Source organism: Novosphingobium sp. (genome assembly GCF_020852455.1).
GTDB lineage: Bacteria > Pseudomonadota > Alphaproteobacteria > Sphingomonadales > Sphingomonadaceae > Novosphingobium.
On record NZ_JADZAT010000014.1, the window covers coordinates 106,613 to 133,212 of the forward strand.

Consider the following 26,600-nt stretch of genomic DNA (forward strand, 5'->3'; position numbering starts at 1 on the left):
GCCGCTCCGGCGCAAGGCAGGGCGTTGGCATGAGCTCCGCCCCGCCCCTGATCTTCGCTCCTGCCCGCCGGCTTGCCGCACGGCGCCGGGCGCTGTGGCTGCAAGGCCGGGCCGGGGCCGCGCGCTATTTGGCCGAGGACATGGCCGAGGACGTGATTGAGCGACTGGGCTTCCTGCGCCACCAGCCCCGCCGGGCGCTGGTGATCGGCCTTGCTGCCGACCTCCCCAGCTGGCTGGCCGGGCAAGGCTGCGCGGTAACCCAGGTCGATCCGGCCAGCGGGTTTGAGCAGGAGCAGCCCTTCCCCGCCGGGCAGTACGATCTGGTCGCCAGCCTTGGCGTGCTCGATCAGGCCAATGACCTGCCAGGCGCGCTGATCCATATCCGCCAGGCGCTGGCCCCGGGCGGCCTAGCGATCGCCAGCTTTGTCGGGGCGGGATCGCTCCCGGCCCTGCGCGAGGCGATGCTTGCCGCCGATGGCGATCGCCCTGCCCCGCGGCTGCACCCGGCGGTCGATGTCCGGGCCGGTGGGCAGTTGCTGCAGCGCGCCGGCTGGGCGCAGCCGGTGGTTGACTGCCGCCAGTTGCAGGTGCGCTTTTCCAGCCTCTCCAGTCTGGTCAGTGACCTGCGCGCGCAGGCACTGTCGAACAGCCTGGCCCGTTCAGGTCCGCCGCTCAGCAAGACCGCTGCGGCCCGGGCCAAGGCCGAATTCGGCACCGGCCGGATCGAGACCTTCCAGATCCTGACCCTGACCGGCTGGCGGCTCTAGCGCAGCGCCGCCTGCGCTGCCGCGAGCCGGGCAATCGGCACGCGGTAGGGGCTGGCGCTGACGTAATCGAGCCCGACCTCTTCGCAGAATGCGATCGAAGCCGGATCGCCGCCATGTTCGCCGCAGATCCCCAGCTTGATTGCGGGGCGGGTCTTGCGCCCGCGCTCGGCTGCCAGTTCGACCAGCTGGCCGACGCCTTCGATATCGAGGCTGACGAACGGATCGCGCGGGAAGATGCCCTTTTCGACGTAGGGGCCAAGGAACTTGGCGGCATCGTCGCGGCTGACGCCCAGCGTGGTCTGGGTCAGGTCATTGGTGCCGAAGCTGAAGAATTCGCCCACTTCGGCGATTTCCCCGGCCATCAAGGCGGCGCGCGGCAGCTCGATCATGGTGCCGACGTGATAGGCCAGCGTGCGGCCCTTTTCGGCAAAGACCTCGGCCGCCGCCTTGTCGACCACGCCCTTCAGGATTTCGAGCTCCTTGCGGGTCGCGACCAGCGGGATCATCACTTCGGGAACCGGCGCTTCGCCGCCCTGCGCGGCGACATCACAGGCCGCCTCGAACAGCGCGCGGGCCTGCATCTCGTAGATCTCGGGGAACGTGATCCCCAGACGGCAGCCGCGATGGCCCAGCATCGGGTTGAACTCGTACAGCTCGCCCGCGCGGCGCTTCAGCGTATCGACCCCGATCCCGATTGCTTCTGAAAGCTCGGCGAATTCCTCGTCGCCGTGCGGCAGGAATTCGTGGAGCGGCGGATCGAGCAGGCGGATTGTCACCGGCAGGCCGGCCATCACATCGAAGATGCCGTGGAAGTCGGCGCGCTGTTCGGGCAGCAGCTTGGCCAGCGCGGCACGGCGCCCGGCCTCGTCCTCGGCCAGGATCATCTGGCGTACTGCGGCGATCCGGGTGTTGTCGAAGAACATGTGCTCGGTGCGGCACAGCCCCACCCCTTCGGCGCCGAACTGGCGCGCGGTGCGGCAATCGGCCGGGGTTTCGGCATTGGTACGCACCTTCATCCGCCGGTGCCGGTCGGCCCAGCCCATCAGCACGCCGAAATCGCCGACCAGTTCGGGCTCGATCGTCGGCACGTGGCCGGCCATCACCTCGCCGGTCGAACCGTCAAGCGTGATGACATCGCCTTCCTTGAGATCACGATTGCCGATCTTGAGCGAGCGGCTGGCCAGGTCGATCGAAACCGCGCTGGCGCCTGAAACACAGGGGCGGCCCATCCCGCGCGCCACCACGGCGGCGTGGCTGGTCATCCCGCCGCGCGCGGTCAGTACGCCCTTGGCAGCGTGCATCCCGTGGATGTCTTCGGGCGAAGTCTCGACCCGGACCAGGATCACCGCCTCGCCCATCGCCGCGCGCTTTTCGGCGGTGTCGGCATCCAACGTGATGGCGCCAGAAGCCGCGCCGGGGCTGGCCGGCAAGCCGGTGGTCAGCACATCGCGCGGCGCCTCGGGATCGAGCGTGGGGTGGAGCAGCTGGTCGAGCGCCATCGGATCGACCCGCAGGATCGCGGTCGGCTCGTCGATCAGGCCCTCGCCCACCATGTCGACCGCCATCTTGAGCGCGGCCTTGGCAGTGCGCTTGCCCGAACGGGTCTGCAGCATCCACAGGTGCCCGCGTTCAACCGTGAACTCGATGTCCTGCATGTCGCGGTAGTGCTTTTCGAGCAGCTCGAACACTGCGGCCAGCTCGGCATAGGCCGCCGGCATCGCCTCTTCCATGCTCAGCGGCTTGGCCCCGGCCCGCTCGCGCGAAGCCTTGGTCAGGTATTGCGGGGTGCGGATCCCGGCGACCACATCCTCGCCCTGGGCGTTGACCAGCCATTCGCCGTAATAAGCCTTCTCGCCGGTCGCCGGATCGCGGGTGAAAGCCACCCCGGTGGCGGACGTATCGCCCATGTTGCCGAAGACCATCGCCTGGACGTTGACCGCGGTGCCCCAGTCGCCCGGGATGTCGTTGAGCCGGCGATAGACCTTGGCCCGGTCCGAATCCCAGCTGTCAAACACCGCGCGGATCGCGCCCCACAGCTGTTCGTGGACGTCCTGCGGGAACGGGCGACCCAGCTCGGATTCGGCGATCGCTTCGTATTCCTTGACCAGCTTCTGCCAGTCTTCGGCCTGCATCTCGACGTCGGCGTAATAGCCCTGGTCTTCCTTGGCGATCTCCAGCGCGTCTTCGAACAGGTGGTGATCAAGCCCCAGCACCACGTCTGAATACATCTGGATGAAGCGGCGATAGCTGTCCCAGGCAAAACGCTCGTCGCCCGAAGAGGCGGCCAGGCCCTTTACCGTCTGATCGTTGAGACCCAGGTTGAGCACCGTGTCCATCATCCCCGGCATCGAAACCCGCGCGCCCGAACGGACCGAGACCAGCAGGGGATTGGCGACATCGCCAAAGGACTTGCCCACCGCCTGTTCGATATGCGCCAGCGCCGCAGCGACTTCGGCTTTCACGCTGTCGGAGAAGTCGCCGCCCTCGGCCAGGTAGCGCACGCACTGCTCGGTGGTGATCGTAAAGCCCGGAGGGACCGGAAGGCCAATCCCCGCCATTTCCGCCAGGTTCGCGCCCTTGCCGCCGACCACCGTCTTGTCGCGGCTGCGCGGGTCTTCGCTGCGTGCCGTGCCACCGAATGTGAATACGTATGAAGTCATGGAAATCCGCCAGTTCCACAGAACCGGCGAATCGCTGCCGGTGTGCTTTCGCCCCTAACCGTGACGGGACGCGGAGTCAGCCTTTTTGTGCATTGCAGCATCAATCTGCGGTGGATTGATGTCTTCCTGAACCGGTGTTTCTGGACCGGCGGAAGTTCACAAAGTTCACAGGGTGCTAAAAGCCGAAAAAAGTCAGCCTTCGATCCGCGAGAAATCCGCCACGCCGTGCACCGCATCGCGCAGCCGCGCGAGCAGCGAAAGGCGGTAGGCACGTTTCGCCGGATCGGCATCGTTGACGGTCACCTCGTCGAAGAACCGGTCGATCGGCCCGCGCAGACTGGCCAACGCCGCCATGGCGCCACCAAAGTCCTCAGCCGCGACAGCCGCCGCCGCCTTTGGCCCGGCCGTGTCGAGCGCGTCGATCAGCGACTTTTCCGCAGGTTCAGCGGTGTAGGAAAGCGAAATCGCCTCCGCCGCCTCGACGCCCTCCTTCTTGAGGATATTCGCCGCGCGCTTGTAACCCGCCAGCAGGTTCGCGCCGTCGTCAGTCCCGATGAACGCCTGGAGCGCATGGACCCGCGCGAGCAGGCGGACCAGATCATCCTCGCCGCCCAGCGCGAACACCGCGTCGATCAGGTCGTGGCGAACACCGGCTTCGCGTTGCTGGACTTTGAGGCGATCGATTATGAATTCCAGCAATCCGTCTGACAAGAAAATGCCAGGCTGATTGAGATGCTGAATGGTACAAGCGAGCAGCATCTCGCTCAGACTTCCACGCAGCCCATTCTCGAGGATGAGTGAGGTTGTGCTAATTGCCGCGCGACGCAACGCAAAGGGATCTTTGGACCCCGTAGGATTAAGGCCAATCTCAAAAAACTGGACAAGGCTATCCAGCTTATCCGCCAACGACACCGCCACCGTCACCGGCGCAGTCGGCACGTCATCGCCCTGCCCGACCGGCTTGTAGTGATCGCGGATCGCATCGGCCACCGCGTCGGGCAGGCCTTCGGCGCGGGCGTAGTAGCCGCCCATCAGGCCTTGAAGTTCGGGGAATTCGCCGACCATTTCGGTGACGAGGTCGGCCTTGCACAGGCGTGCGGCGAGTTCGGCCTGGTCGGCCAGATCCTCCCCGGCACGGGGAGGGGGACCATCCGCAGGATGGTGGAGGGGACTCACGGCTAACGCAGCGTTGGGAGGCGAGCCCCCACCACCACCGCTTCGCGGCGGTCCCCCTCCCCGTTCCGGGGAGGCTACGATCCCTTCCTCAACCAGCCAGCGCGCCAGTTTGGCCACCCGCTCGACCTTGTCGGCTACGGTGCCCAGCTTTTCGTGGAAGGTGATCCGCGAGAGCTTCTTCGCCTGATCCGCCAGACTGGTCTTGCGGTCCTGTTCCCAAAAGAACCGCGCATCGCTGAGCCGCGCGGCGAGGACCTTGCGGTTGCCATCGACAATCGCCGCGCCGCCATCGCTGGCGACGATATTGGCGGTGCAGACGAAGGCGTTGGCGAGCTTGCCCGCGCTATCGTTGCAGACAAAGTACTTCTGGTTCGTCCGCGCGGTTAGCTGGATGACTTCAGGCGGCACATCAAGATAGCTTTCATCGAACCGGCCCAGCAGCGGCACCGGCCATTCGGTCAGCCCGGCGTTCTCGATCACCAGCCCTTCGTCCTCGACCAGCGACAGCCCGGCGGCAGTCGCGGCCTTGGCGGCACCGGCGCGGACCAGATCCTGGCGTTCGGTGTGATCGACGATGACATGCGCCGCGCGCAGCTTGGCGGCGTAGTCGTCAACGCCATCGATGCTGAGTTCACCTTCGGAGTGGAAGCGGTGGCCGCGGGTCAGGCGTCCGGCCTTGATCCCGCCAACCTCACATTCGACCACCTGTCCGTCGAGCAGCGAAACGATTGCCGAGAGCGGGCGCACCCAGCGCAGGCTTTCACTCGACAGCGAGGCCGCGCCCCAGCGCTGGCTCTTGGGCCAGGGGAACGCGCGCACGATTGCCGGCACCGCTTCGGCCAGCACATCGGCCGTGGCGCGGCCCGGCTTTTCGGTGATCGCGAACAGCACCCCGTCGCGTTCGACCAGCTGGTCTTCGCTCAGCCCGGTCTTGCGCAGGAAGCCTTCCAGCGCCTGCGGCGGCGCACCGACGCGCGGGCCCTTCACTTCCTCGCTGACAGCGGCGGTTGCGGCGGGAAGGCCTCGCGCGATCAGCGCCAGGCGGCGCGGGGTGGACCACACGGTCAGCTCACCCACGGCAACCCCGGCGGCGTCCATTTCCTTGCGGAACAGCTTTTCCAGATCGGCGCGCGCGCCGGCCTGCATCCGCGCGGGAATCTCTTCGCAGCGCAGTTCGAGGAGGAAGTCGCTCACAGGCTCCACTCCGGAAATTGTTTCGCCCACTGGTCCTTGTTCTTCTCGATCCAGGCCTGCGCCGATCCCTTCGCAAGGTCGCGCACGCGGGCCATGTAGCTGGCGCGTTCCTGGACCGAGATCACCCCGCGCGCCTGCAGCAGGTTGAACAGGTGGCTGGCCTCGATCGCCTGGTCATAGGCGGCCAGCGGAATGTCGGCCTCGATACAGGCCTGGCATTCGCGTTCGGCGTTGCGGAAGCCTTCGAACAGCTGGTCGGTGTTGGCGACCTCGAAGTTGTATTTCGACATTTCCTGCTCGTTCTTCAGGAACACCTCGCCATAGCTGACCCCGGCAGAGTTGAACGCCAGGTCATAGACGTTATCGACGCCCTGGATGTACATCGCCAGGCGCTCCAGGCCGTAGGTCAGCTCGCCCGCCACCGGCTTGCAGTCAAACCCGCCCATCTGCTGGAAATAGGTGAACTGGCTGACTTCCATCCCGTCGCACCACACTTCCCAGCCCAGCCCCCAGGCGCCCAGCGTGGGGCTTTCCCAGTCATCCTCGACAAAGCGGATGTCGTGCGCCAGTGGATCGACCCCGATCGCCAGCAGGCTGCCAAGGTAGAGCTCCTGGAAGTTTTCCGGGCTGGGCTTCATGATCACCTGGTACTGGTAATAGTGCTGCAGCCGGTTGGGATTTTCGCCATAGCGGCCGTCGGTCGGCCGGCGGCTGGGCTGGACATAGGCCGCATTCCACGGCTCGGGGCCCAGGCTGCGCAGCGTGGTGGCGGGGTGGAAGGTCCCCGCCCCGACGCGCATGTCATAGGGTTGCAGGATCAGGCAGCCCTGCGCGCTCCAGAAGTTGTGGAGCGTGAGGATCATGTCCTGGAAAGGCAGCACCGCAGTGCCCCGATCGTCCTGTGCTTGTCGAAGGGTCATGGGCCCGGCCTTTGGCCGAACCGGCCCGGCAAATCAACCTTCGGATAGCCGAACGAATCACTTGACGATGTAAGGTTACCCTGACATTTTGTTGGGACTGCCTGACACCGACCTGACGGACTCGACCCCCGGAACGTCACGCCAGGCTGCAAAGGCCGGTCTCCGCCGGGTAAGTCGCAGATACCCGGATACCGAGCTCCAGGGGCGGAACCATGCGGTTGCATCGCGGGTTTCGCCCCTTTCTTTTGCGTGCTGGCCTGAACGCGAATTGGCGTTACCCGCTTGCCAGATCACCAGCGGACAGGCACCACGGAAGGCAAGAGTGACGAGGCGGGGGCCGTGAAAGTCAATTACCGAAACTATGACGGCCTGATGGACTGGCTGTTCTATCTGAACTTGCTGTTTATCGCCGATGTCCTGATTGACCCCTTTGGTTTGCACGCCGGAATGGCCAGTGGCCCGCTCAGTGGTGTCCAGATCGCGCTTCTCTCATTCGAACTGGCACTCAAATTCAGCAGTTTCATCGCGATTTTCTGGACCGGGTTGCGCGACGAATATGCCAGCAGACTGTGGCAGATGGCCGCCACCACCTTTACAAAGATCATGCTGTTCCTGCCACTGGCCTGGATTCTGATCACGCTGGTGCTGTATCTGATCGATCAGCCGCTTTTGTCGTGGCTTCCGGACGACCCGAAAGCTTCGATCCTGGGCCAGGACAAGATCGAAACGCCGAGGGTCGGCATGCATGAATTGGATGGTATCCACTTCACGCTCGGCTTGTTGTTCAAATACGCCCCGGTGCTGTTCATCGGGCTCTACAAATGGCATCGCTGGCAGAACCGGGCCGAATAGCGAAACCGGCCAAGCCCCTGCACTGTCGCAGGAGGTCGCACGCGGATTGGGTTGAATTCAGGAGAATTCCAGGTGTGGAAGCGGATCTACAAGCATTACAACCTGATGATCGATGTCTGCTTCTGGTTCCTGGTCTATGCGAACGGGAAGGGTCTGCTGCAGGACTTCGGCGTGTTGCCCAGCCCGTTCTATCCTGACAACTGGTGGGGCGACTCACTCTACGCAGTCCATCTGGTGCTGTTTGATGTGACATTCTTCGGCCTCTACCTGTTGCTGCTCATTCCGAAGTTTCGCGATGAGTACGCGCGCAAGCTGTGGCGCCATGCCGCATCGGCCTTCTCCTATTTCATCCTGCTGCTGCCGTTCCTGTGGGTCGCCGCCTGGACGATTGCGTCGCGGATGGGGCGCGGGGTCGTCTGGCTGCAACAAAACCCGATCGGGCGCATTGGCCATGACTTCGGGAACCTGGGCAACCGGCTGATCGATGTCGGATTTCACCAGCTGGAAGGGATCGATCTGCTGATCCACGAGATGTACGAATTCTTTCCGATTGTCTTCGCCGGGATTTACAAATGGCACCGCTGGCGCGACGGGGCCGGTCGATGAAACCACGCAGCATCTTTTACCGGCACTACAACCGACTGCTAGACCTGTGCTTCTGGGCATTCGTTGTCATCAAATCGACGCTGCTGCTCCAGCGTTTGGGCTATGTGCAGCATCCGCTGTTTGCCGCGGGCAACCCCGTGCGGTTAGTGATCGGATTTGCTTCGCTGGGTTCCTACCTGGGGCTGATCCTGCTGATGGTGGTTTGGGCCTGGCGCGATGAATATGCCGAGCGGCTGTGGAGGCAGGCGGCGCGTTCATTTGTTTTCGTCATGCTGCTTTCACCGTTCATCTGGATGGGCGGCATTTTCGTAACCGCGAAGCTCGGCGTGGGGTTGGACGTTTTGCGAGCAAATCCGGGCACTTCGCTGGTTCCGCACTATGCGCGGTTCAGCAATCCCAGCAACAGTGTCGGGATCATGCAATTCGAAGGCATAAACTATGCGTTAACGCAGTTACTTAACTACATTCCGTTTGTTTTTGCCCTATTGTATAAATGGCACCGCTGGCGGGACGGGGAGTGATCGGGTGAAATTATTCAGCCGACAACTATTCTGCATATTGGGGGCGGCATCATGCGCAGCATATGCGATGATTCCGGCAACCAAGGCGCTCGTCCATTCCCTGCAACCATTGACCTTGCTCAAGGCGCCATCGAACTTCGGTTTCTATTGCCTAACCTGGATCACAGGCGTCGCTGCGTTACGGGTCCTCATAGGCCATCGCATCGAGCTGCGTGGAATGGTCTTTTCGATGAGGCGGACCCGGCGGTGAAGAACCAGCTTCGCGTCCTTCGCGCCATGCGCAACTGGAGCCAGGCGGACCTCGCCGAGGCGCTGGAAGTGTCGCGCCAGGCCGTGAATGCCATCGAAACCGGCAAGCATGATCCCTCGTTGCCGCTCGCCTTCCGCATTTCGCGGCTGTTCGGCATGCCGATCCACGAAATTTTCGACGACGAAGCGGGTTAGTGCTGAAAGCGGCGGTTTGCGTTCATCACCCGCAAGGACTTTGTGCTAGAGCCACCTTCACCATGAAGCTCCACCGCTCCCTGATCGCCTTGCTCGCCGGCGCTGCCGCCCTGCTTGGCAGCGCAACTTTTGCCGAGCAGCAAACAGCGCCCGCGCCATCCCCCGTCGCCGCTCAGGCACCGCTGCCCACCAATGCCCGCCCGGCGCTGTGGAAGGTGGCCGACCGCGACACCACCATCTTCCTGTTCGGCACGATCCATGTGCTGCCGGAAGGGATTGACTGGTACAAGGGTCCGGTCCGCCACGCCTTTGAGCATTCCGACCTGCTGGTTACCGAACTGCCCGAGCTGTCAACTTCCGAAATCGCCGGGGCCATGCTGAAGCAAGGGCTGCTCCCCCGCGGCCAGACCTTGCGCAGCCTGATGAATGACGAACAGCGCGGCAAGTATGATGCAACCCTGACCAAGCTTGGCCTGCAACCGGCGATGTTCGATCACAACCGCCCCTGGGTGGTGGCCCTGCTGCTGCCGCTGATCCGGGTGCAGCAGATCGGGTTCGACCCGCAACACGGTGTCGAGGCCCAGCTGACCAAGCGCGGCAAGGAACTCAAACGGCAGCATCAGGGTCTGGAAACGATCGAACAGCAACTGGGCATCTTCGCCGCGCTTTCGCCCGAAGACCAGATGACCTACCTGATGGCGGTGGTTGACGCCCTGCCCCAGGTCGACGGTCAGATCCACGAGATGGTCGGCGACTGGGCCCGCGGCGACGCGGGCAAGCTGGCCGAATTGCTCAATTCGGATGAGGACCAGACCCTGGCCGAGCCGCTGATCCATGGCCGCAATCGCGCCTGGGCCAAATGGATTGACGAACGGATGAAGCAACCCGGCACGGTGTTCATTGCGGTTGGCGCGGGGCATTTGGGCGGCAAGGGTTCGGTGCAGGATCTGCTGGCCAAGGCCGGACATCGCTCACGCCGTGTCCAATAGCACCTGCGCCCGGTTTGCGGCGCTACTGATCGCCGCGCTGGCCTTGGCGGCCTGCGCGCGGCCAGTTGAAGTCAAGCCGGCACTTTGGCTGGTCGAAGGGCCGAGCGGCCAGAAGGCCTGGCTGTTCGGAACCATCCACGCCCTACCCGATCCGGTCGAGTGGCGCTCACAGCCGATCGAGCAGGCACTTGAACAGTCAGACCGGCTGGTGCTGGAAGTTGCCGGGATCAACGACGACGCAAGGACCGCCAGGACCTTTGCCAGCCTTGCTTCAAGCCCTGGCCTGCCGCCACTCGACCAGCGCCTTCCGGTTGATCTTCGTGACGACCTTGCAACTGTGCTGCGCAGCGGCGGGATCAAGCCCGGCTCGCTTGACCAGTACGAAACCTGGGCCGCCGCACTGATGTTGCAACAGGCGGCAGCAGGGGCCGGCCAGTCGGACAGCGGCAACGGGATCGATCGCGCGCTGGCCAAGGGCTATGCCAAGCCGATCGACGAATTCGAAGGCGCGGCGCTGCAGCTGGGCATTTTCGATCAGCTGCCCGAAAGCGCCCAGCGCACCTTGCTGGCCGCCGCGCTGGAAGGGCAGGAAACCTATCAGGCCGACACGCGCCGCCTTGCCCAAGCCTGGGCCCATGCCGAGCTGGACCTGATCGAACGCGAAACCGATCAGGAGCTGCTGCGCGACCCGATCCTGCGCGAAGCCCTGCTGGTTGGCCGCAATCGCGCCTGGGTCAGCCGGCTGGACGCGATTCTGAAGGGCGGCGCCCATCCCTTCGTTGCGGTGGGAACAGCGCACCTGGTGGGCAAGGACGGCCTGCCCGCGATGCTTGCGGCACGCGGCTATCGGGTCACGCGGCTGCAATAGAGTCTGTTTCAGCGAAACTGAAACATGCACCACCGGCCCGCTCCCCCTCCCGGCCACCCACGAGAGTATCCTGAATGGGTGGCCGGGAGGGGGATCGGGCCGGTGGTGTATCCACGTGAGTGGACCAGACTCTAGCCTTGCATTTCGGCCACATTGCCGCTAACGGCCCGCGCTTCCGTGTCATGGTCATCCCTGGAGGCGTGGCACGCGAATGACTGTAATCCTCGTATTCGAAAGGCAAGTACCATGAGCGATATGCTGCACCTGCCGGCCGAGACGCGTGATCGGGCTGGCAAGGGAGCCTCCCGTGCACTGCGTCGTGAAGGCCGCGTCCCCGCCGTTGTCTATGGTGGCAATGAAGAGCCCCAGGCGATCCACGTCGAAGAAAAGCTGCTGGTCAAGCAGCTGGGCACTGGCCACTTCTTCAACTCGATCGTCGAAGTTGAAATCGGCGGCAAGACCGTGCGCACCCTGCCCAAGGACGTTGCCTTCCACCCCGTCACCGATCGTCCGCTCCACGCGGACTTCCTGCGCCTGTCGGCCAATTCGACCGTTCACGTCGAAGTACCGGTGATCTTCGTCAACGAAGCAGCCTCGCCGGGTCTCAAGCGCGGCGGCGTGCTCAACATCGTTCGTCACGAGCTGGAACTGGTCTGCGAAGCCGACAAGATCCCCGATGACATCGCGATCGACGTGACCGGCTTCGACGTGGGCGATTCGATCCACATCAGCCACGTCAAGCTGCCGGTCGGTTCGAAGAGCGCGATCACCGATCGCGACTTCACCATCGCCACCATCGTTGCCCCTTCGGGCCTGCGCAGCGAAGAAGGCGACAACAGCAAGACCGAAGCAGGCGCCTGAGCCGCAATCGGTTGACCGGGGTGGCTCTGCTGCCCCATCAGAAGCCGGACCGCAGCGATGCGGTCCGGTTTTTGTTTGGAGACGCACGTGCAAATCTGGACAGGCCTTGGCAATCCGGGACCGCAATATGCCCTGCACCGGCACAATGTCGGCTTCATGATCTGCGATATTCTGGCCGATTTTCATGACTTCGGCCCGGTCCAGAAGAAATTCCAGGGCTGGGTCCAGGAAGGCCGGATCGGCGGCCAGAAAGTGCTGCTGCTCAAACCCGCGACTTTCATGAACGAGAGCGGCCGCGCGGTGGGCGAGGCGCTGCGGTTCTACAAGCTGGGCACCGATGCGCTGACGGTGTTCCATGACGAGCTCGACCTGGCGCCGTTCAAGGTCAAGGTGAAGCAAGGCGGCGGTACCGCCGGGCACAACGGGCTGCGTTCGATCGACAAGCACCTGGGCCCCGATTTCCGGCGGGTGCGGATCGGTATCGGCCATCCCGGGCACAAGGACCGGGTGACCGGACATGTGCTGGGCAACTATGCCAAGGCGGAAATGGATCCGTTGGCCGACATGCTGGGCGCGATTGCCGCCGAGGCCGCCTGGCTGGCGAAGGGTGACGACGCGCGCTTCATGAATGATGTCGCCCTGCGCCAACAGACTGACGATTAACCACTTTTTCTGTCGGGCAATTTGACAAGGTTAGCACGCGATCTGCGTGGTTAACCATCGCACCTCGCGGAAATCAGCAATTGGCACGCCCCTTGCGAAGATTGGCATCAACCATTGCTGTTTCCATTGGGGGTACGACCATGAAGACCAAGACCATCCTGCTTTCCGCCCTGGCCACCACCGGCGCCCTGTTCGCAGCCGGCACCGCCGAAGCCCGCTACACCCACACCCACTACTGCAACTGTGGTCACACCGGTTCGGGCTGCGGGACCTCGTCGGGCGGCACCACCACCACTTCGGGCGGCACCACCACTTCGGGCGGCACCACCACGACCTCGGGCGGCACCACCACCTCAGGCGGCACCACGACCACCACTTCGGGCGGCACCAGCGTTCCGGAACCGGGCATGCTGGGCATCATGAGCCTGGGCCTGATGGGTCTGGGTCTGGCCCGCCGCCGCAAGGCGCGCCGCTAAACGATTTGCCAACGGAAACTGGTCCCGTTGCCAATGCCAGGCCGTCGCTGCCCCAACGGGTAGCGGCGGCCTTGCCGTTTGGGGCTTCAGCCGCGCGCCTGTGCGCGGGCCAGGTCGCCGCGAAACTGGACTGAATTCGGATCCTTGTCCGCCGCTGCCTTGAGTAGGCGCAGCACAGTCGGTCGGTCGCGCCCGGCATTCAGCCGTGTCAGCCCGGCGATGTGCAGCATATCGGGATTTTCGGGATCGAGCTTCAGCGCGCGGTCGGCATAGCCGATCGCCTCGTCGTGGCGGCCCACATTGCTCAGCGCAAAAGCCAGGCGCTTGAACACCTCGGCGTCCTCGCCCTGCTGGGCCAGTTGACTGAAAGCCGCGATTGCCGCGTTCCAGTCATTGCGGGCCAGCGCTGCGTGCCCCTGCTGATTCAGCGTCTGGTTCTGCTTCAGCTGGGCCGACTGGAGCCGCGCCTTCAGCGCCGGTGCGGCAGGATCACCCGCTTCTCGCGCCGCACGTTCGGCAAGTTCCAGTTCGCGTGGGCCGGCCAGCAGGCTATCCGCCAGAGGCTTTATCGTCCGATAGGCCGCCGCGGCATCCCCAGTCGCCAGTTGCGCTTCGGCCGCCATCAATCGTGAATAGGGATTGTTGGGCGAAAGCAGCATCGCCCGCTCAAACCAGGCCCGCGCCTGTTCGGGATGCCCCAGTCGCAGCAGAGCTTCGGCATAGCTGAGGCCCTTGGCCGAGATCGGCGAAAGCTCACCCTCCTTGGGTGCCAGCATGGTCCGGACTTTGTCCCATTCGCCCATTTCACCGGCCAGCTGGACCTGAAGATCGAAAACATCCGGGTTGTCGGGCTCAAGCTCTGCCGCGCGTTCGACCAGCTTGGCAGCCTGCTCAACCTTGCCCTGCGCGTCATAGGCCCGGGCATCGGCCAGCAAGGGCTCGATCCGCTTGGGATAGAGCTTGGCTGCGCGAGCCCAGGCCTGATGCGCGGCCTCGGCCCGGCCCTGCCGGTTGGCCACCTCGGCATTCAGCATCAGGCTGGCCAGCGAATCCGCATCGTAGCGCGCCAGGCGCTGGGCCTGGACTGCCGCCCCGGCAACATCGCCATTGGCCAGCAGGTATTGTCCGAAATCGAGCGTGATAAGATAACCGCCCCCGGCCGCCATGCCGGCCTCGAAGGCCGCCAGTGCCCCGGCAGAATCGCCCAGCTTTATTCGAGCCGCCGCACGGATGCGCCAGGCATCCGCCGCATTGTCATTGCCCAGCAGGTCGATGGCCTGCTGTGGCTGGTTGCGGCACAGCAGCGCTTCGGCCTCCATCCGGACCAGTTCCGGCCCCTTCATGCCCAGCGCCTTGAGCTGGTCGATCGAGGCCTGCGCGCCCTCGCCATCGGCCAGACGCAGCTGGGCGCGGGCCAGCAGGACCAGTGCGTCACGATTCCCGGGCTCCGCCCGCTGCGCTGCGGCCAGATCGTTGCGTGCGGCCAGGAAATCCTGCTCGGCATATTCGCCTCTGGCCCGCTCGATCAGCTCGGCCGGATCGTCGGAACAGGCCGCCAGGGCCAGCAACAGGGGAAGGACAATGCTGCGCTTCATGGCTCCGGAATAGCCATAAAGGCTGAAATTTCGGTGAAATGGGCTAGACCGCCTGGATGCAGCGAATCCTCGTCATCGGCTCACCCGGCGCGGGCAAGTCAACCTTGTCGCATCAGCTGGCGGCCCGAACCGGGCTACCGCTGTCCCATCTTGACCGGATGTTCTGGCTACCAGGCTGGGTTGAACGTGACCGCGATGAAGGGCTGGCCGAATTGCGTGGCGTGCTGGCCCAGGACCGGTGGATCATCGATGGCAACTATGGCTCATGCCTGCCCTTGCGGCTTGAACGGGCCGATACGGTGGTCTGGCTGGACTATCCCACCCACACCTGTCTGGCCCGGGTTTTCAAACGCTGGTGGCAATTTCGCGGCAAGACCCGGCCCGACATGACCGAGGGCTGCCCGGAAAACCTCAATCTTGAATTCCTGCACTATGTGCTGGTGTTCCGCGGTGCCTGGCAACACCGCAATGCTGCCGCGCTGGCCGCATTCAAGGGCCAGGTAATCCGCTTTCGCATCCCTTCCGAAGCCGCCGATTGGCTGACGCGCGCATAGAACGCTCGCCAAATCGCCCTCCCCCCGCTATGGGCGCGCGCTTGCAGCACAAGCGGAGTGAATGATGGGTTTTCGTTGCGGTATCGTCGGCCTGCCGAATGTCGGCAAAAGCACCCTGTTCAATGCGCTGACCGAAACACAGGCGGCGCAGGCGGCGAACTATCCGTTCTGCACGATCGAACCCAACGTCGGTCAGGTCGGCGTGCCCGATCCGCGGCTTGACCAGCTGGCCGCGATTGCCGGCAGCCAGAAGATCATCCCGACCCAGCTGGGCTTCGTCGATATCGCGGGCCTCGTGCGCGGCGCCAGCAAGGGTGAAGGACTGGGCAACCAGTTCCTGGGGAACATCCGCGAAGTCGATGCGATCGTCCACGTGCTGCGCTGTTTCGAGAACGACGACATCCAGCATGTCGATAACAAGATCGATCCGGTTTCGGACGCCGAAACGGTTGAGACCGAGCTGATGCTGTCAGACCTGGAAAGCCTGGAAAAGCGCGTCCCCGCCGCGCAGAAGAAGGGCGCGCAGGGCGACAAGGAAGCCAAGCTGCTGGCTACGGTGCTGGGCCGCGCGCTCGACCTGCTGCGCGATGGCAAGCCCGCGCGCCTTGCCCGCCCGGATGACGAGGAAGAGCTGCGGGTGTTCAATCAGGCCCAGCTGCTGACCGCCAAGCCGGTGCTCTACGTCTGCAACGTCGAGGAAGAAAGCGCGGCCAATGGCAACGCCTATACCGCGCAGGTCTTTGAGAAGGCCAAGGCCGAAGGTGCCAATGCGGTGATCGTTTCCGCCGCGATCGAAAGCGAACTGGTGGGGATGGAGCCCGAAGAACGGCTGGTCTTCCTTGAAGAAATGGGCCTCCACGAAACCGGCCTCGCCCGGGTGATCCGCTCAGGCTATGAATTGCTGCACCTGATAACTTTCTTCACCGTTGGCCCCAAGGAAGCCCGCGCCTGGACCGTGCATCTGGGCGCCAAGGCTCCCGAAGCCGCAGGCGAGATCCATTCAGACATGCAGCGCGGCTTCATTCGCGCCGAAACAATCGCCTTTGACGATTACGTCACTCTGGGCGGTGAAGGCCCGGCCAAGGAAGCCGGCAAGCTGCGCCAGGAAGGCAAGGAATACGTCGTGCAGGACGGTGACGTGCTGCACTTCAAGTTCAACGTCTGAGCTGCTATATGGGGCAGATGCTGCGCCGCCTGCTCCTGGCCCTGCTGACCTTGTGTCTCGCCCTGCCGGCGCTTGCGCCGGTCGCGGCCATGCCGGATGCGCCGGTGCCGATGGCCGACGCGCATCACGACCATCACGGTCAGGCACCGATGCGACACGATCAGGGCTCGCCGCATGCCGGCAAGCACGAATGCATCGGCTGCGCGGCCCCGCTCGATCGCAGCCCGGTTGCGCTGGGTGAACCGCTGCCAGCATCTGACAATCCGCCCCCGTCGCTGGCGGCTCCCCTGCCCGAAACCCGCGCCGGTCCCGAAGTTCCGCCGCCGCGCGCCTGAAGTTCGTCTGCGCACCAAGTTGCGCATATGACCAACTTCAGACAGGATATTCCAATGAAAACGCTATTCTACCCGGCGCTGCTGGGTGCGACCGCCTTGGCCAGCCCGGCCCTGGCGCAGGACCATTCGGGCCACGAGGGCCATGACATGGGTTCAATGCAGATGCCGCCCCCGGCCGCCCCGCCGGCTCACGATCATTCCAGCATGAATCACGGACAGACCGATCCGGAAGAAGACCCCGGCGTGCCCTGCCTCAGCGGATCAAGGATTCCGCCCAGGTCAAGCGAAGGCTCCGGCACGGCTCGCCTGCCCGGCAATGAGGGCGGGATGCGCGGCCTGCACCTGATGAGCGGCGACTGGATGTTGATGGTCCACGGCAACGTCTCGCTGCAGTACACCGATCACAAGGGGCCGCGCGGCGACGACAAGGTCTATGCCACGTCGATGGCGATGCTCTCGGTCCAGCGCGATACCGACTGGGGCAAGGTCCAGCTGAAATCGATGTTCAGCCTGGAGCCGGCGATGGACCCGTCGGGCTATCCCAACCTGTTCGCCACCGGTGAAACCGCGCACGGCCTGCCGATCGTCGATCGCCAGCACCCGCATGATTTCTTCATGGAGCTGGCAGCGCGGGTCGATGTGAATGCCGGCCCCGGATCGCTGTTCCTCTATGGCGGCCCGGTGGGCGAACCGGCGCTGGGCCCTTCGGCCTTCATGCACCGCGGCTCCGCCCGCAATAACCCCGAACCGCCGATCACTCATCACTGGTTCGATTCGACCCACATCACCTACGGCGTGGTCACGCTGGGCTTTTCCGCGCGCAAATGGCAGGTCGAGGTTTCGGCCTTTCGCGGGGCCGAGCCCGATGAACAGCGCTGGGGGATCGAAACGCCCAAGCTGAACAGCTGGTCGGTGCGGGCAACCGTGAACCCCTCGCCTGCCTGGTCGCTGCAGGCCAGTTACGGGCAGATCAAGGAACCCGAAGCCACCCACCCCGGCGAGGACGAGAAGCGCTTCACCACCTCGGCACACTATGACAGCGGACGCGGGCTTTCGGCCATGGCGGCGCTTTCGGCCAAGCAGCGCGGGCACCACGGCGAAACCTCGACCGCCTGGCTGGGTGAGGTCAACTGGGACATCGATAGGCACAACAGCCTGTTCGGCCGGATCGAGAATGTGAAGAACGACGAACTGTTCCCCGATCACCTCGATCCGCTGCACGACACCCCGTTCCGCGTCACCAAGTTCCAGGCCGGCTATGCCCGCCATGTGCCGCTGGGCCCGGTCGACCTGACGCTGGGCGGTTCGCTCAACGCCTATGCCAAACCGGCGGCGCTTGACGCGGCCTATGGCAACAACCCATGGGGCTACACCATGTTTGCAAAGCTGAGCCTGGGGAACTGACGATGGGTAAGGAAGGGCTGGTCTATTTCGAAGACCTTGAAGTGGGCAGCAAGGCCGCCTTCGGCCGCTATGAAGTGACCCGCGAAGAGGTGATCCAGTTTGCCTCGGCGTATGATCCCCAGCCCTTCCACCTGTCTGACGAAGCCGCCGCGCAGACCCATTTCGGGCGAATTTCGGCCAGCGGCTGGCACACCTGCGCGATGACCATGCGGATGCTGGTGGACAACATCACCGAACGCAAGCAGGCCGGGCTCGGCTCACCGGGGCTCGACGAACTGCGCTGGCTGAAGCCGGTCTATCCGGGCGATGTGCTGCGGGTCGAATCCGAACTGCTGAGCAAGAAGCAGAGTCAGTCGCGCCCGGAAATGGGCAGCTTCCAGTCCGAAGTGCGGGTTTACAACCAGGACGATATGCTGGTGATGACGATGAAGTCGATCGGGCTGATCCGGGTGCGGGGCGATTAGCGAACTATTCGAGTCCCTCTCCAAATTCGCCGAATGGCGCATTTGGAGAGGTGGCATTTGCGGAGCAAATGACGGAGGTGTCTCAACCCTCGCGCCAATACCCCTCCGTCAGCCGCCTTCGGCGTCTGCCACCTCCCCATTTGTGGCATTCGCCAAAAATGGGGAGGGCCTCGAGGTGCTGATCCGCAGTGTCCAACAGATCACTTCCGCCCGAACAGCTTTTCGATATCGCCATGCGCCAGTTTGACCCAGGTCGGGCGGCCGTGGTTGCACTGGCCAGAGCGCGGAGTGATTTCCATTTCGCGCAGCAGGGCGTTCATTTCCGCGACCGACAGCACCCGCCCGGCCCGGACAGAACCGTGGCAGGCCATGGTCGCGAGAACCAGGTCGAGCCGTTCTTCCAGCAATAGCGCGGCGCCGTTCTGGGCGAGGTCATCGGCGATGTCGCGGACGAGCGCCTCGACATCCCCTTTGCCCAGCGCCGCGGGGACCGCGCGGACCAGGATTGCGGTCGGACCGAACCGCTCGAGCGCAAGACCGAAGCCGGCCAGCGTACCCGCCGCGCTTTCGATACGGTCGGCATCTGGCTCGTCCAGTTCGACAACTTCGGGGATCAACAACGCCTGACTGGCCGCGACTGCCCCCTGCGCTCCGGCCGCCTTGAGCCGTTCGAGCACCAGGCGTTCGTGCGCGGCGTGCTGGTCGACGATCACCAGCCCGTCCTCAGCCTCGGCAACGATATAGGTCTGCGCCACCTGTCCGCGCGCCACGCCCAGCGGGTGTTCGGCGCTGGGCACCGCCTCCGCCACTTCGGCCCGGGCGAGCGGCGGGGCCATGGTCTGCGCCTCATAGCCGCGCCACGCCGCGCCGGCCTCTTTCACTCCGGGCTGGGAATACTCGCGCGCAAACAAGGAGGACAGCGCAGGAGCCGGTTCCGGTGCGCGCGCGATCGGCTCGCTCTGCCAATTGGCCATGGCCGGGGCTGCCGGAGCCTGAGCGGTGCGGCGTCCTTCTGAATCAAGCGCATGGCGCAGGCCCGAAACGATAAAGCCGCGGATGAAGGCCGGATCGCGAAAGCGCACTTCGGTCTTGGCCGGGTGGACGTTGACGTCCACTTCCTCGGGGGGGATGTCCAGGAACAGGGCCAGCACCGCGTGGCGATCACGCGCCAGCATGTCGGCATAGGCACCGCGTACCGCGCCCACCAGCAGCCGGTCCTTCACCGGGCGGCCATTGACGAACAGGTACTGGTGATCGGCCACCCCGCGATTGAAGGTTGGCAGGCCGGCCACGCCGGTCAGCCGTCCTGCGCCGCGCTGCAGGTCGATCGCGACGCCATCCTCGGCCAGCTCACGCGCCACGATCTGCGCCACCCGGCTGGCCAGTTGATCACCGGGCTGCAGCGCCAGCACGCGGCGGCCATCGTGTTCCAGCACGAAGCCCACTTCCGGCCGGGCCATGGCCAGGCGTCGCACCACATCAAGGCAGGCGGCATATTCGCTGCGCGCCGAGCGCAGGAACTTGCGCCGGGCCGGGACCTTGCCGAACAGGTCTTCGACGCGAATCCGCGTGCCGGGTGGCAGCGCGGCCGGGCCTTCTTCCACCAGCGCGCCATGGTCGATCACCCGGCGCCAACCATCACCCTGCCCGCGCACCCGGCTTTCTATCGAGACCCGGGCAACGCTGGCGATAGATGGCAGCGCCTCACCGCGAAAGCCCAGGGTAGCGACCAGCTCGATATGGTCGTCGAGAAGCTTGGAAGTGGCGTGGCGTTCCAGCGCGAGCGCGATCTCGTCGGCCAGCATGCCGCAGCCGTCGTCAGTGACCTCGATGCCGTTCAGCCCGCCATCGGACAGCTTGACCACCACGTTCTGTGCCCCGGCATCAAGCGCGTTTTCGACCAGTTCCTTGAGCGCCGACGCCGGCCGCTCAACCACCTCGCCCGCGGCGATGCGGTTCACCAGCGTTTCGGGAAGGCGGCGGATTGTCGGCATGGATCGACCCTAGCGATGAAATGCCGGAATTTCGAGACGGGCGGCATGCCCATCCCCGGCAGAAACAACAATTTTTTGGCCTTTCAAATGGCCTTGCGCTAAGGGGGCCTCCTCCACGCCAACACAAAGGCCTGTGCTTACCGCGATTCTTGCGGCAAGGTCAGGAAAACATACGGATTTTTCAATGGCTTCGTTCCTTTCGCGATTCTTCAAATTCGGCTCGCAGAACATGGCGATCGACCTCGGCACCGCCAACACGCTGGTCTATGTGCAGGATCGCGGCGTCGTGCTGAACGAACCCTCAGTGGTCGCGATCGAAACGATCAACGGAATCAAGAAGGTCAAGGCCGTTGGCGACGATGCCAAGATGATGATGGGCAAGACCCCCGACAGCATCGAAGCGATCCGCCCGCTGCGCGACGGCGTGATTGCCGACATCGAAGTTGCCGAAGAAATGATCAAGCACTTCATCCGCAAGGTGAATGGCAAGCGCACCAGCATGTTCAACCCGCCCGAAATCGTGATCTGCGTTCCTTCGGGCTCGACCTCGGTTGAGCGCCGCGCGATCCGCGATGCGGCCAGCAATGCCGGCGCCAGCGCGGTCTATCTGATCCTTGAACCTATGGCCGCCGCGATCGGCGCCGATATGCCGGTGACCGAACCGGTCGGTTCGATGGTGGTCGATATCGGCGGCGGCACCACCGAAGTTGCGGTGCTTTCGCTGCGCGGCCTCGCCTACACCACTTCGGTCCGCGTCGGCGGTGACAAGATGGACGAAGCGATCGTTTCCTATGTGCGTCGCCATCACAACCTGCTGATCGGCGAAGCCACTGCCGAACGGATCAAGAAGGACTATGGCGTTGCCACCGTGCCGGCCGATGGCGTGGGCGAAACGATCCAGATCAAGGGCCGCGACCTTGTCAACGGCGTGCCCAAGGAAATCACCATCACCCAGGCGAACATCGCCGAAGCGCTGAGCGAGCCGATCGGGGCGATCGTTGAAGGCGTGCGGATCGCGCTGGAAAACACCGCGCCGGAACTGGCCGCCGATATCGTTGATCAGGGCATTGTCCTGACTGGCGGCGGCGCGCTGATCCACGGGCTGGACGAATACCTGCGCGAAGAAACCGGGCTGCCGGTCTCGATCGCCGAAGATCCGCTGTCCTGCGTTGCGCTGGGCACCGGCCGGGCGATGGAAGACCCGGTGTTCCGCGGCGTCCTGATGACGGCCTGAGGGGACGTCCCGGTGTCGCGCCCGCCCTACAGCAAGGAGTAACCCCAGGATGGCGGCGCCCAGCAATCGCCGCCCGGGCTATTCCCGCCGGGCGCAGTACGGCAACTTTTTCGGCTATGTCGCCGCAGTCGCCGGGCTTGGCCTGGGCGCGTTGTTGCTGTTCTTCTCACTTGGAAACAATGATGCCGGCGCCGGAATGCGGGGTGCCGCCAGCGATTTGACCGCGCCTGTCGCCAACGCTGCGGCGGGAACCCGGTCCGAAGCCCAGGGCTTCTGGGCAACACTTTCGGGCTATTTTACCTCGGGCGTGCGGGTTGCGCGGCTTGAGAAGGAAGTGGCTGAGGCGCGGGTCAAGCTGGCCGAACAGGCCGCTCTCAGGGAAGAGAACGGCAGGCTGAAGGCCATGCTCGGCCTGACCGAAGGCGAACAGCGCCCGGTGGTGGTGACCCGTCTGATCGGATCGACATCGTCTTCCAGCCGGCGCTATGCCGCCATCGCCGCCGGGACGGCCCAGGGCGTCCGCGTAGGCATGGCGGTGCGATCGCCGCTTGGTCTGGTCGGCCGGGTGGTCGAGGTAGGCGGGTCAAGCGCCCGCGTCCTGCTGATCACCGATACCGACAGCTCGATCCCGGTTCGCCGGGCGGTTGATGGAATCCAGGCCTATGCCAATGGCCGCGGCGACGGCACGATCCACATTCGCCTGGCCGTAACCGGGCTCAATCCGCTGAAAAAGGGCGATGCGATCGTCACTTCGGGCTCGGGCGGGCTCTATCGTCCCAACCAGGCGGTCGCGGTGGTGGTGCAGCTAACTCCGGACGGAGCCATCGCCCGCCCGCTCAGCGATCCTGCGCTGACCGAATTCGTGGCGGTTGAACCCGTTTATGAGGAAGTGGCCGAAGCGACCAGTGCCGCTCAACCCGGCGCGGCAACGGAGCAGCCCTGATGCCCGCGCCGCTGCAATCGGCCCTGCACGAGCTTGGCAAGCCGCGGATCAACCGCGCGCCATCGCCGATCCTGGCTGTCGCAACCCCCTGGTTGCTGGTCATGCTCGGCAGCCTTAGCCCAACCTGGCCAATCATTTCTTCGGCACCAGTGATGCCGCCGTTGGGGTTTCTACTGCTGGTTGCCTGGCAACAGCTGCGTCCCGGTCTGTTTCCGGTCTGGGCGGGATTGCCGCTGGGCCTGTTCGACGATCTGTTCAGCGGCCAGCCGCTGGGCAGCGCCGTGGTGCTCTATTCCGCCGCGATGCTGGCGCTCGACCTGATCGAGCATCGCTTTCCCTGGCGCGGTTTTGCCCTGAACTGGCTGGTAGCCTGCCCGTTCATCACGGCCTATCTTGTACTGGCACAACAACTGGCGAACCTGGGCGGCGGGGCAACCGAACTTGCCGCAATGCTGCCGCAGCTGGTCCTTTCGCTGCTGGCCTATCCGCTGGCCGCAAGCCTGGTTGGGCTGGCTGACCGGTTCCGCCTGATTCCGATCCGGGCGCTGTAATGTTCGACGATCCCAAGCATGTCAGTTCGGGCACGCTGAAAAACAGCTTTGACCGCAGGTCGCTGCTGATCGGTGGATTGCAGACCGGGATCGGCGCGCTGCTGGCCACCCGGCTGGGCTATCTCGCGCTGGTCCAGAACGAGAAATATGCGACGCTGGCGGAAAGCAACCGCGTCAACCTGACCTTGCTGCCGCCGCGCCGCGGGGCGATCCTTGATCGCAACAACATCCAGATGGCCTCGAACCGGACCGAGTTCCGGATCGACATCATTCCGGAACGGCTGGCCAAGAAGGACGAAACCGTTGCCGAACTCACCCAGTTGCTGGGTTTTGACGCGGTCCAGCGGCAGGACTTGCTCGACAAGCTGGACAAGGCCCACGGCTATCAACCGATCGAAGTGATTTCCGGGCTTGAACCCAGTGAGTATGATCGGGTGCTGGTGCGCCTGCCCGATATGCCCGGGGTTGTGGCCAAGCAGGCCTATACCAGATGGTATCCGACCGGCCCATCGGTTGCCCATCTGATCGGCTATGTCGGCCCGGCATCGGCCAAGGACAACGAGCGCGAGAAGAATCCGCTGCTGCTGACCCCCGGCTTCAAGCTGGGCAAGGACGGGCTTGAGAAATACTATGAAAACACGCTGCGCGGCACGCCGGGCGCGCAGCGCGTGGAAGTTACCGCATCAGGCAAGTTCGTCCGCGATCTGGAACATCGTGACGATATCCCCGGCAAGCCGATCAAGCTGACGATCGACGCAGGATTGCAAGATTTCGCCGCGCGCCGGATCGGGCTTGAATCCGCCGCGGTCGTGGTGATCGATTGCCAGACCGGCGGGATCCTCGCTTCGGTTTCGATGCCCGCGTTCGATCCCAACGCCTTTGCCGGCGGGATCGGCCGTTTACAGTGGAAGATGCTTAACGAGGACGATCACATCCCGCTGCTCAACAAGGCCCTGCGCGGGCTCTATCCGCCCGGCTCGACGATGAAGCCGATGGCCAGCCTGGCCCTGCAGATGCACGGCGTCGATCCCGAGGAAAGGATCGGCTGCCCCGGCGGCTATCGGCTGGGTAATCGCTATTTCCGCTGTGACGCGGTGCACGGATCGGTCGATATGCGGCGCGCGATCGAGCAGAGCTGCAACACCTACTTCTGGGCCATGGCGCACCGGGTTGGTTACGATGCGATCGCGCCGGTCGCCAAGCTGCTGGGGTTGGGTCAGGAATTCGACCTGCCGGGAACCGCGCAGCGCTATGGCACGATCCCCGATGCCGCCTGGAAAATGCGCCGGTTCAAGCAGGAATGGAGCGCGGCGGATTCGCTCAACGCCTCGATCGGCCAGGGCTATGTTTCGGTCTCGCCGTTGCAGCTCGCGGTGATGACCGCCCGGATCGCCTCGGGCAAGAATTTGCAGCCGGCGCTGATCTTTGGTCAGGACAACAAGCTGGGCCCCCAGCTTCCGTTTACGCCCGAGCAGCTTCAGGTTGTTCACGACGGCATGTTCCGGGTGGTCAACGGAGCCGGGACCGCCACCGCCAGCCGGATCGACCTGGGCGGAGTGAAGATGGCCGGCAAGACCGGGACGGCCCAGGTTCGCGCGCTGGTCACCCGCGGCCACTTCGGCGACTGGAAGGGGCGCGATCACGCGCTGTTCGTGTGTTATGCCCCGGCCGACGCGCCGCGCTATGCCATGGCCGTGGTGGTTGAACATGGTACCTTCGGTGCCCGCGCCGCCGCGCCAATCGCCAGGGACGTGATGACCTACCTGTTCGACCCCGCGCAGGCGCAGGCCACCCTGGCCAGTCTGGAACAGGGCTGGGGCGGCAAGCCGCTTGAACGGATGAATGCGAAATACCGGGGCTACGTCTCCAAATATGGCACTTCCGCCCCCAAAGTTGGCGACGAGGAAGCGGTCAAGGCGACGATCAGCAAGGCCGACAACCCCGAGCCGCATGGGGAAGGCCCGATAAACACGCCGGCCACGACCCGGGCCGAAGAACCGGCAGACAGCCCTGCCCAGCCCCAGCCTGCTTCGACACCCGCGCCCGCCGCCAGCCCAAGCTCCGCGCCGACGCCGGCTGCAGGGACCCCGCAATGAGCCGCCGGATCATTCCCGAAGCGATCGCGCGTGAGCCCTGGGGCCTGCTGCTGCCGCTGTTCGCGCTCAACACCTTTGGTTCGTTGGTGCTCTATTCCGCAGCCGGCGGGCATTTGCAGCCCTGGGCCTTGCTGCACGAGATCCACTTCGCCGCGTTCCTGGTGATGGCTTTCGTCATTTCGCGGCTGCCGCAGGCCTTTTTCCGCAACATGACCTATCCGGTCTACGGCGCGCTGGTGATCCTGCTGGTGTTCGTCGATCTGTTCGGATCGGTGCGCGGAGGCAGCCAGCGATGGATCAACCTGGGCTTCATGATGCTCCAGCCATCCGAACTGATGAAGCCGGGGATCGTCCTTGTCTTGGCGCACTTCTTCGACAACCTTCCTCCGGCGATGACCCGTAACTGGCGAACCCTGCTGCCGGTTGCCGGTCTGGTCGGAGTGCCAAGCCTGCTGGTCATCATCCAGCCCGATCTTGGCACTGGCCTGTCCGTCGCAGCGGGGGCCGCAGTCGTGATCTTCCTGGCCGGTTTGCCGCTGCGCTGGTTCATCGGCGCGGGGGTTGCGGTCGCGATTGCCGCTCCAGTCGCATTTTTCACGCTGCTGCATGACTATCAGCGCAAACGGGTGTTCGTCTTCCTCGAACCCGAAAAGGATCTGCTGGGCGATGGCTATCACATAACCCAGTCCAAGATTGCGATCGGATCAGGCGGGTTCTGGGGCAAAGGTTTTGGCAATGGCAGCCAGAGCCACCTCGACTATCTGCCCGAAGCCCATACCGACTTCGCCTTTGCGACCATGGCCGAAGAATGGGGCGTGCTGGGCGGGCTGTTCGTGCTGGCCATTTTTCTCTGGGTTTTCCGCTGGGGATTGAAAGTCGCCCGCAACGCACCCGATCGCTTTTCCAGCCTGCTGGCGGCGGGCATGACCTTTACGATCTTCTTCTACATGGCGATCAACATGATGATGGTCATGGGCCTGGCCCCGGTGGTGGGGATCCCCCTGCCCTGGATCAGCCACGGCGGCTCGGCGATGATGACCAACATGATCTGTGTGGGCACCCTGATGGCCGTCGATCGCTGGAGCCGGCGCGGCGGATCACTTTCCTCGTAAAAACCCCTTCCATCCGGAAAAACAGCCGCTATAGGGAGCGCTCCCCGCCGAATCGGCGGCCAGCGGAAACGCCGGAGTGTGGACGCATAGCTCAGTTGGTAGAGCAGCTGACTCTTAATCAGCGGGTCCTAGGTTCGAGCCCTAGTGCGTCCACCA

At 64.3% G+C, this 26,600-nt stretch carries 25 protein-coding genes and 1 tRNA gene; 21 read left to right on the plus strand and 5 right to left on the minus strand.

What is annotated here, in order from left to right; translation table 11 throughout:
• Positions 1 to 29 precede the first annotated feature (29 nt).
• Positions 30 to 767, plus strand: a complete 738-nt coding sequence (locus IT549_RS07430; RefSeq protein WP_292971468.1) for a methyltransferase domain-containing protein — start codon at positions 30 to 32, stop codon at positions 765 to 767.
• Here IT549_RS07430 and ppdK read toward each other — a convergent pair.
• The 3 genes from ppdK to IT549_RS07445 all read right to left on the minus strand — a co-directional run bounded on the left by ppdK (position 764) and on the right by IT549_RS07445 (position 6,717).
• Positions 764 to 3,427 carry a pyruvate, phosphate dikinase gene (ppdK, locus tag IT549_RS07435; RefSeq protein WP_292971471.1) on the minus strand — a complete coding sequence of 888 codons (2,664 nt, stop codon included), beginning with the start codon at positions 3,425 to 3,427 and terminating at the stop codon, positions 764 to 766. The two genes, IT549_RS07430 and ppdK, sit on opposite strands and share 4 nt — an antisense overlap.
• A 192-nt stretch (positions 3,428 to 3,619) precedes the next feature.
• Positions 3,620 to 5,797 (minus strand): glycine--tRNA ligase subunit beta, encoded by a 2,178-nt coding sequence (gene glyS, locus IT549_RS07440; RefSeq protein WP_292971474.1) that lies wholly within the window; start codon positions 5,795 to 5,797, stop codon positions 3,620 to 3,622.
• A complete protein-coding gene (locus tag IT549_RS07445) occupies positions 5,794 to 6,717 on the minus strand; it encodes a glycine--tRNA ligase subunit alpha (protein ID WP_292971476.1) in 924 nt (307 codons plus the stop codon). The genes glyS and IT549_RS07445 overlap by 4 nt, the downstream gene beginning before the upstream one ends.
• 282 nt (positions 6,718 to 6,999) lie before the next feature.
• On the opposite strand from IT549_RS07445, the gene IT549_RS07450 reads away from it, so the two are divergent.
• The 9 genes from IT549_RS07450 (at position 7,000) to IT549_RS07490 (ending at position 12,997) form a co-directional block, all read left to right on the plus strand.
• Positions 7,000 to 7,569, plus strand: coding sequence for a hypothetical protein (locus tag IT549_RS07450; RefSeq protein WP_292971478.1), 570 nt, complete (start codon positions 7,000 to 7,002; stop codon positions 7,567 to 7,569).
• Between the two features lie 72 nt (positions 7,570 to 7,641).
• Positions 7,642 to 8,175 carry a hypothetical protein gene (locus tag IT549_RS07455; protein WP_292971480.1) on the plus strand — a complete coding sequence of 178 codons (534 nt, stop codon included), beginning with the start codon at positions 7,642 to 7,644 and terminating at the stop codon, positions 8,173 to 8,175.
• On the plus strand, positions 8,172 to 8,696 hold the full coding sequence (locus IT549_RS07460; RefSeq protein ID WP_292971483.1) for a hypothetical protein: 525 nt from the start codon (positions 8,172 to 8,174) through the stop codon (positions 8,694 to 8,696). Before IT549_RS07455 ends, IT549_RS07460 begins: the two co-directional genes overlap by 4 nt.
• Before the next feature lie 246 nt (positions 8,697 to 8,942).
• Positions 8,943 to 9,140, plus strand: coding sequence for a helix-turn-helix transcriptional regulator (locus IT549_RS07465; protein WP_292971486.1), 198 nt, complete (start codon positions 8,943 to 8,945; stop codon positions 9,138 to 9,140).
• 62 nt (positions 9,141 to 9,202) lie between these two features.
• Positions 9,203 to 10,129 (plus strand): TraB/GumN family protein, encoded by a 927-nt coding sequence (locus IT549_RS07470; protein ID WP_292971488.1) that lies wholly within the window; start codon positions 9,203 to 9,205, stop codon positions 10,127 to 10,129.
• The gene (locus tag IT549_RS07475; RefSeq protein ID WP_292971491.1) at positions 10,119 to 10,997 is read left to right on the plus strand and encodes a TraB/GumN family protein; all 879 of its coding nucleotides are present in this window, start codon (positions 10,119 to 10,121) and stop codon (positions 10,995 to 10,997) included. The genes IT549_RS07470 and IT549_RS07475 overlap by 11 nt, the downstream gene beginning before the upstream one ends.
• A 246-nt stretch (positions 10,998 to 11,243) precedes the next feature.
• Positions 11,244 to 11,858 carry a 50S ribosomal protein L25/general stress protein Ctc gene (locus IT549_RS07480; RefSeq protein ID WP_292971493.1) on the plus strand — a complete coding sequence of 205 codons (615 nt, stop codon included), beginning with the start codon at positions 11,244 to 11,246 and terminating at the stop codon, positions 11,856 to 11,858.
• An 87-nt stretch (positions 11,859 to 11,945) separates the two neighbouring features.
• Complete coding sequence (pth, locus tag IT549_RS07485; RefSeq protein ID WP_292971495.1) at positions 11,946 to 12,521, plus strand: aminoacyl-tRNA hydrolase; 576 nt, start codon at positions 11,946 to 11,948, stop codon at positions 12,519 to 12,521.
• Positions 12,522 to 12,661: 140 nt separating this feature from the next.
• Positions 12,662 to 12,997, plus strand: a complete 336-nt coding sequence (locus IT549_RS07490; protein WP_292971497.1) for a PEP-CTERM sorting domain-containing protein — start codon at positions 12,662 to 12,664, stop codon at positions 12,995 to 12,997.
• Positions 12,998 to 13,083: 86 nt separating this feature from the next.
• Here the strand turns inward: IT549_RS07490 and IT549_RS07495 are convergent, their stop codons facing one another.
• Complete coding sequence (locus IT549_RS07495) at positions 13,084 to 14,592, minus strand: tetratricopeptide repeat protein (RefSeq protein WP_292971500.1); 1,509 nt, start codon at positions 14,590 to 14,592, stop codon at positions 13,084 to 13,086.
• A 56-nt stretch (positions 14,593 to 14,648) separates the two neighbouring features.
• On the opposite strand from IT549_RS07495, the gene IT549_RS07500 reads away from it, so the two are divergent.
• From IT549_RS07500 to IT549_RS07520, 5 genes are all read left to right on the plus strand, one after another.
• Positions 14,649 to 15,146 (plus strand): topology modulation protein, encoded by a 498-nt coding sequence (locus tag IT549_RS07500; protein ID WP_292971502.1) that lies wholly within the window; start codon positions 14,649 to 14,651, stop codon positions 15,144 to 15,146.
• Positions 15,147 to 15,210: 64 nt separating this feature from the next.
• Positions 15,211 to 16,311 carry a redox-regulated ATPase YchF gene (gene ychF, locus IT549_RS07505; RefSeq protein ID WP_292971504.1) on the plus strand — a complete coding sequence of 367 codons (1,101 nt, stop codon included), beginning with the start codon at positions 15,211 to 15,213 and terminating at the stop codon, positions 16,309 to 16,311.
• A 17-nt stretch (positions 16,312 to 16,328) separates the two neighbouring features.
• Positions 16,329 to 16,646 carry a hypothetical protein gene (locus IT549_RS07510; protein ID WP_292971507.1) on the plus strand — a complete coding sequence of 106 codons (318 nt, stop codon included), beginning with the start codon at positions 16,329 to 16,331 and terminating at the stop codon, positions 16,644 to 16,646.
• Between the two features lie 54 nt (positions 16,647 to 16,700).
• Entirely contained in the window at positions 16,701 to 18,050 is a 1,350-nt protein-coding gene (locus tag IT549_RS07515) for a hypothetical protein (protein WP_292971510.1), read from the plus strand.
• 17 nt (positions 18,051 to 18,067) lie between these two features.
• Entirely contained in the window at positions 18,068 to 18,514 is a 447-nt protein-coding gene (locus tag IT549_RS07520) for a MaoC family dehydratase (protein WP_292971532.1), read from the plus strand.
• A gap of 200 nt (positions 18,515 to 18,714) precedes the next feature.
• Here IT549_RS07520 and mutL read toward each other — a convergent pair whose 3' ends face one another.
• Positions 18,715 to 20,508, minus strand: coding sequence for a DNA mismatch repair endonuclease MutL (gene mutL, locus IT549_RS07525; protein ID WP_292971513.1), 1,794 nt, complete (start codon positions 20,506 to 20,508; stop codon positions 18,715 to 18,717).
• A gap of 184 nt (positions 20,509 to 20,692) precedes the next feature.
• Between mutL and IT549_RS07530 the strand changes: the two genes are divergently transcribed.
• From IT549_RS07530 to IT549_RS07555, 6 genes are all read left to right on the plus strand, one after another.
• Positions 20,693 to 21,742, plus strand: coding sequence for a rod shape-determining protein (locus tag IT549_RS07530; protein ID WP_292971515.1), 1,050 nt, complete (start codon positions 20,693 to 20,695; stop codon positions 21,740 to 21,742).
• A gap of 49 nt (positions 21,743 to 21,791) precedes the next feature.
• Positions 21,792 to 22,685: a rod shape-determining protein MreC gene (gene mreC, locus IT549_RS07535; RefSeq protein WP_292971518.1), complete on the plus strand. Its 894-nt coding sequence runs from the start codon at positions 21,792 to 21,794 to the stop codon at positions 22,683 to 22,685.
• On the plus strand, positions 22,685 to 23,236 hold the full coding sequence (locus IT549_RS07540; protein ID WP_292971521.1) for a rod shape-determining protein MreD: 552 nt from the start codon (positions 22,685 to 22,687) through the stop codon (positions 23,234 to 23,236). Before mreC ends, IT549_RS07540 begins: the two co-directional genes overlap by 1 nt.
• Positions 23,236 to 25,332, plus strand: a complete 2,097-nt coding sequence (mrdA, locus tag IT549_RS07545) for a penicillin-binding protein 2 (RefSeq protein ID WP_292971523.1) — start codon at positions 23,236 to 23,238, stop codon at positions 25,330 to 25,332. Before IT549_RS07540 ends, mrdA begins: the two co-directional genes overlap by 1 nt.
• Positions 25,329 to 26,444, plus strand: a complete 1,116-nt coding sequence (gene rodA, locus IT549_RS07550) for a rod shape-determining protein RodA (protein ID WP_292971525.1) — start codon at positions 25,329 to 25,331, stop codon at positions 26,442 to 26,444. Before mrdA ends, rodA begins: the two co-directional genes overlap by 4 nt.
• 80 nt (positions 26,445 to 26,524) lie before the next feature.
• Positions 26,525 to 26,600, plus strand: a tRNA-Lys gene (locus IT549_RS07555).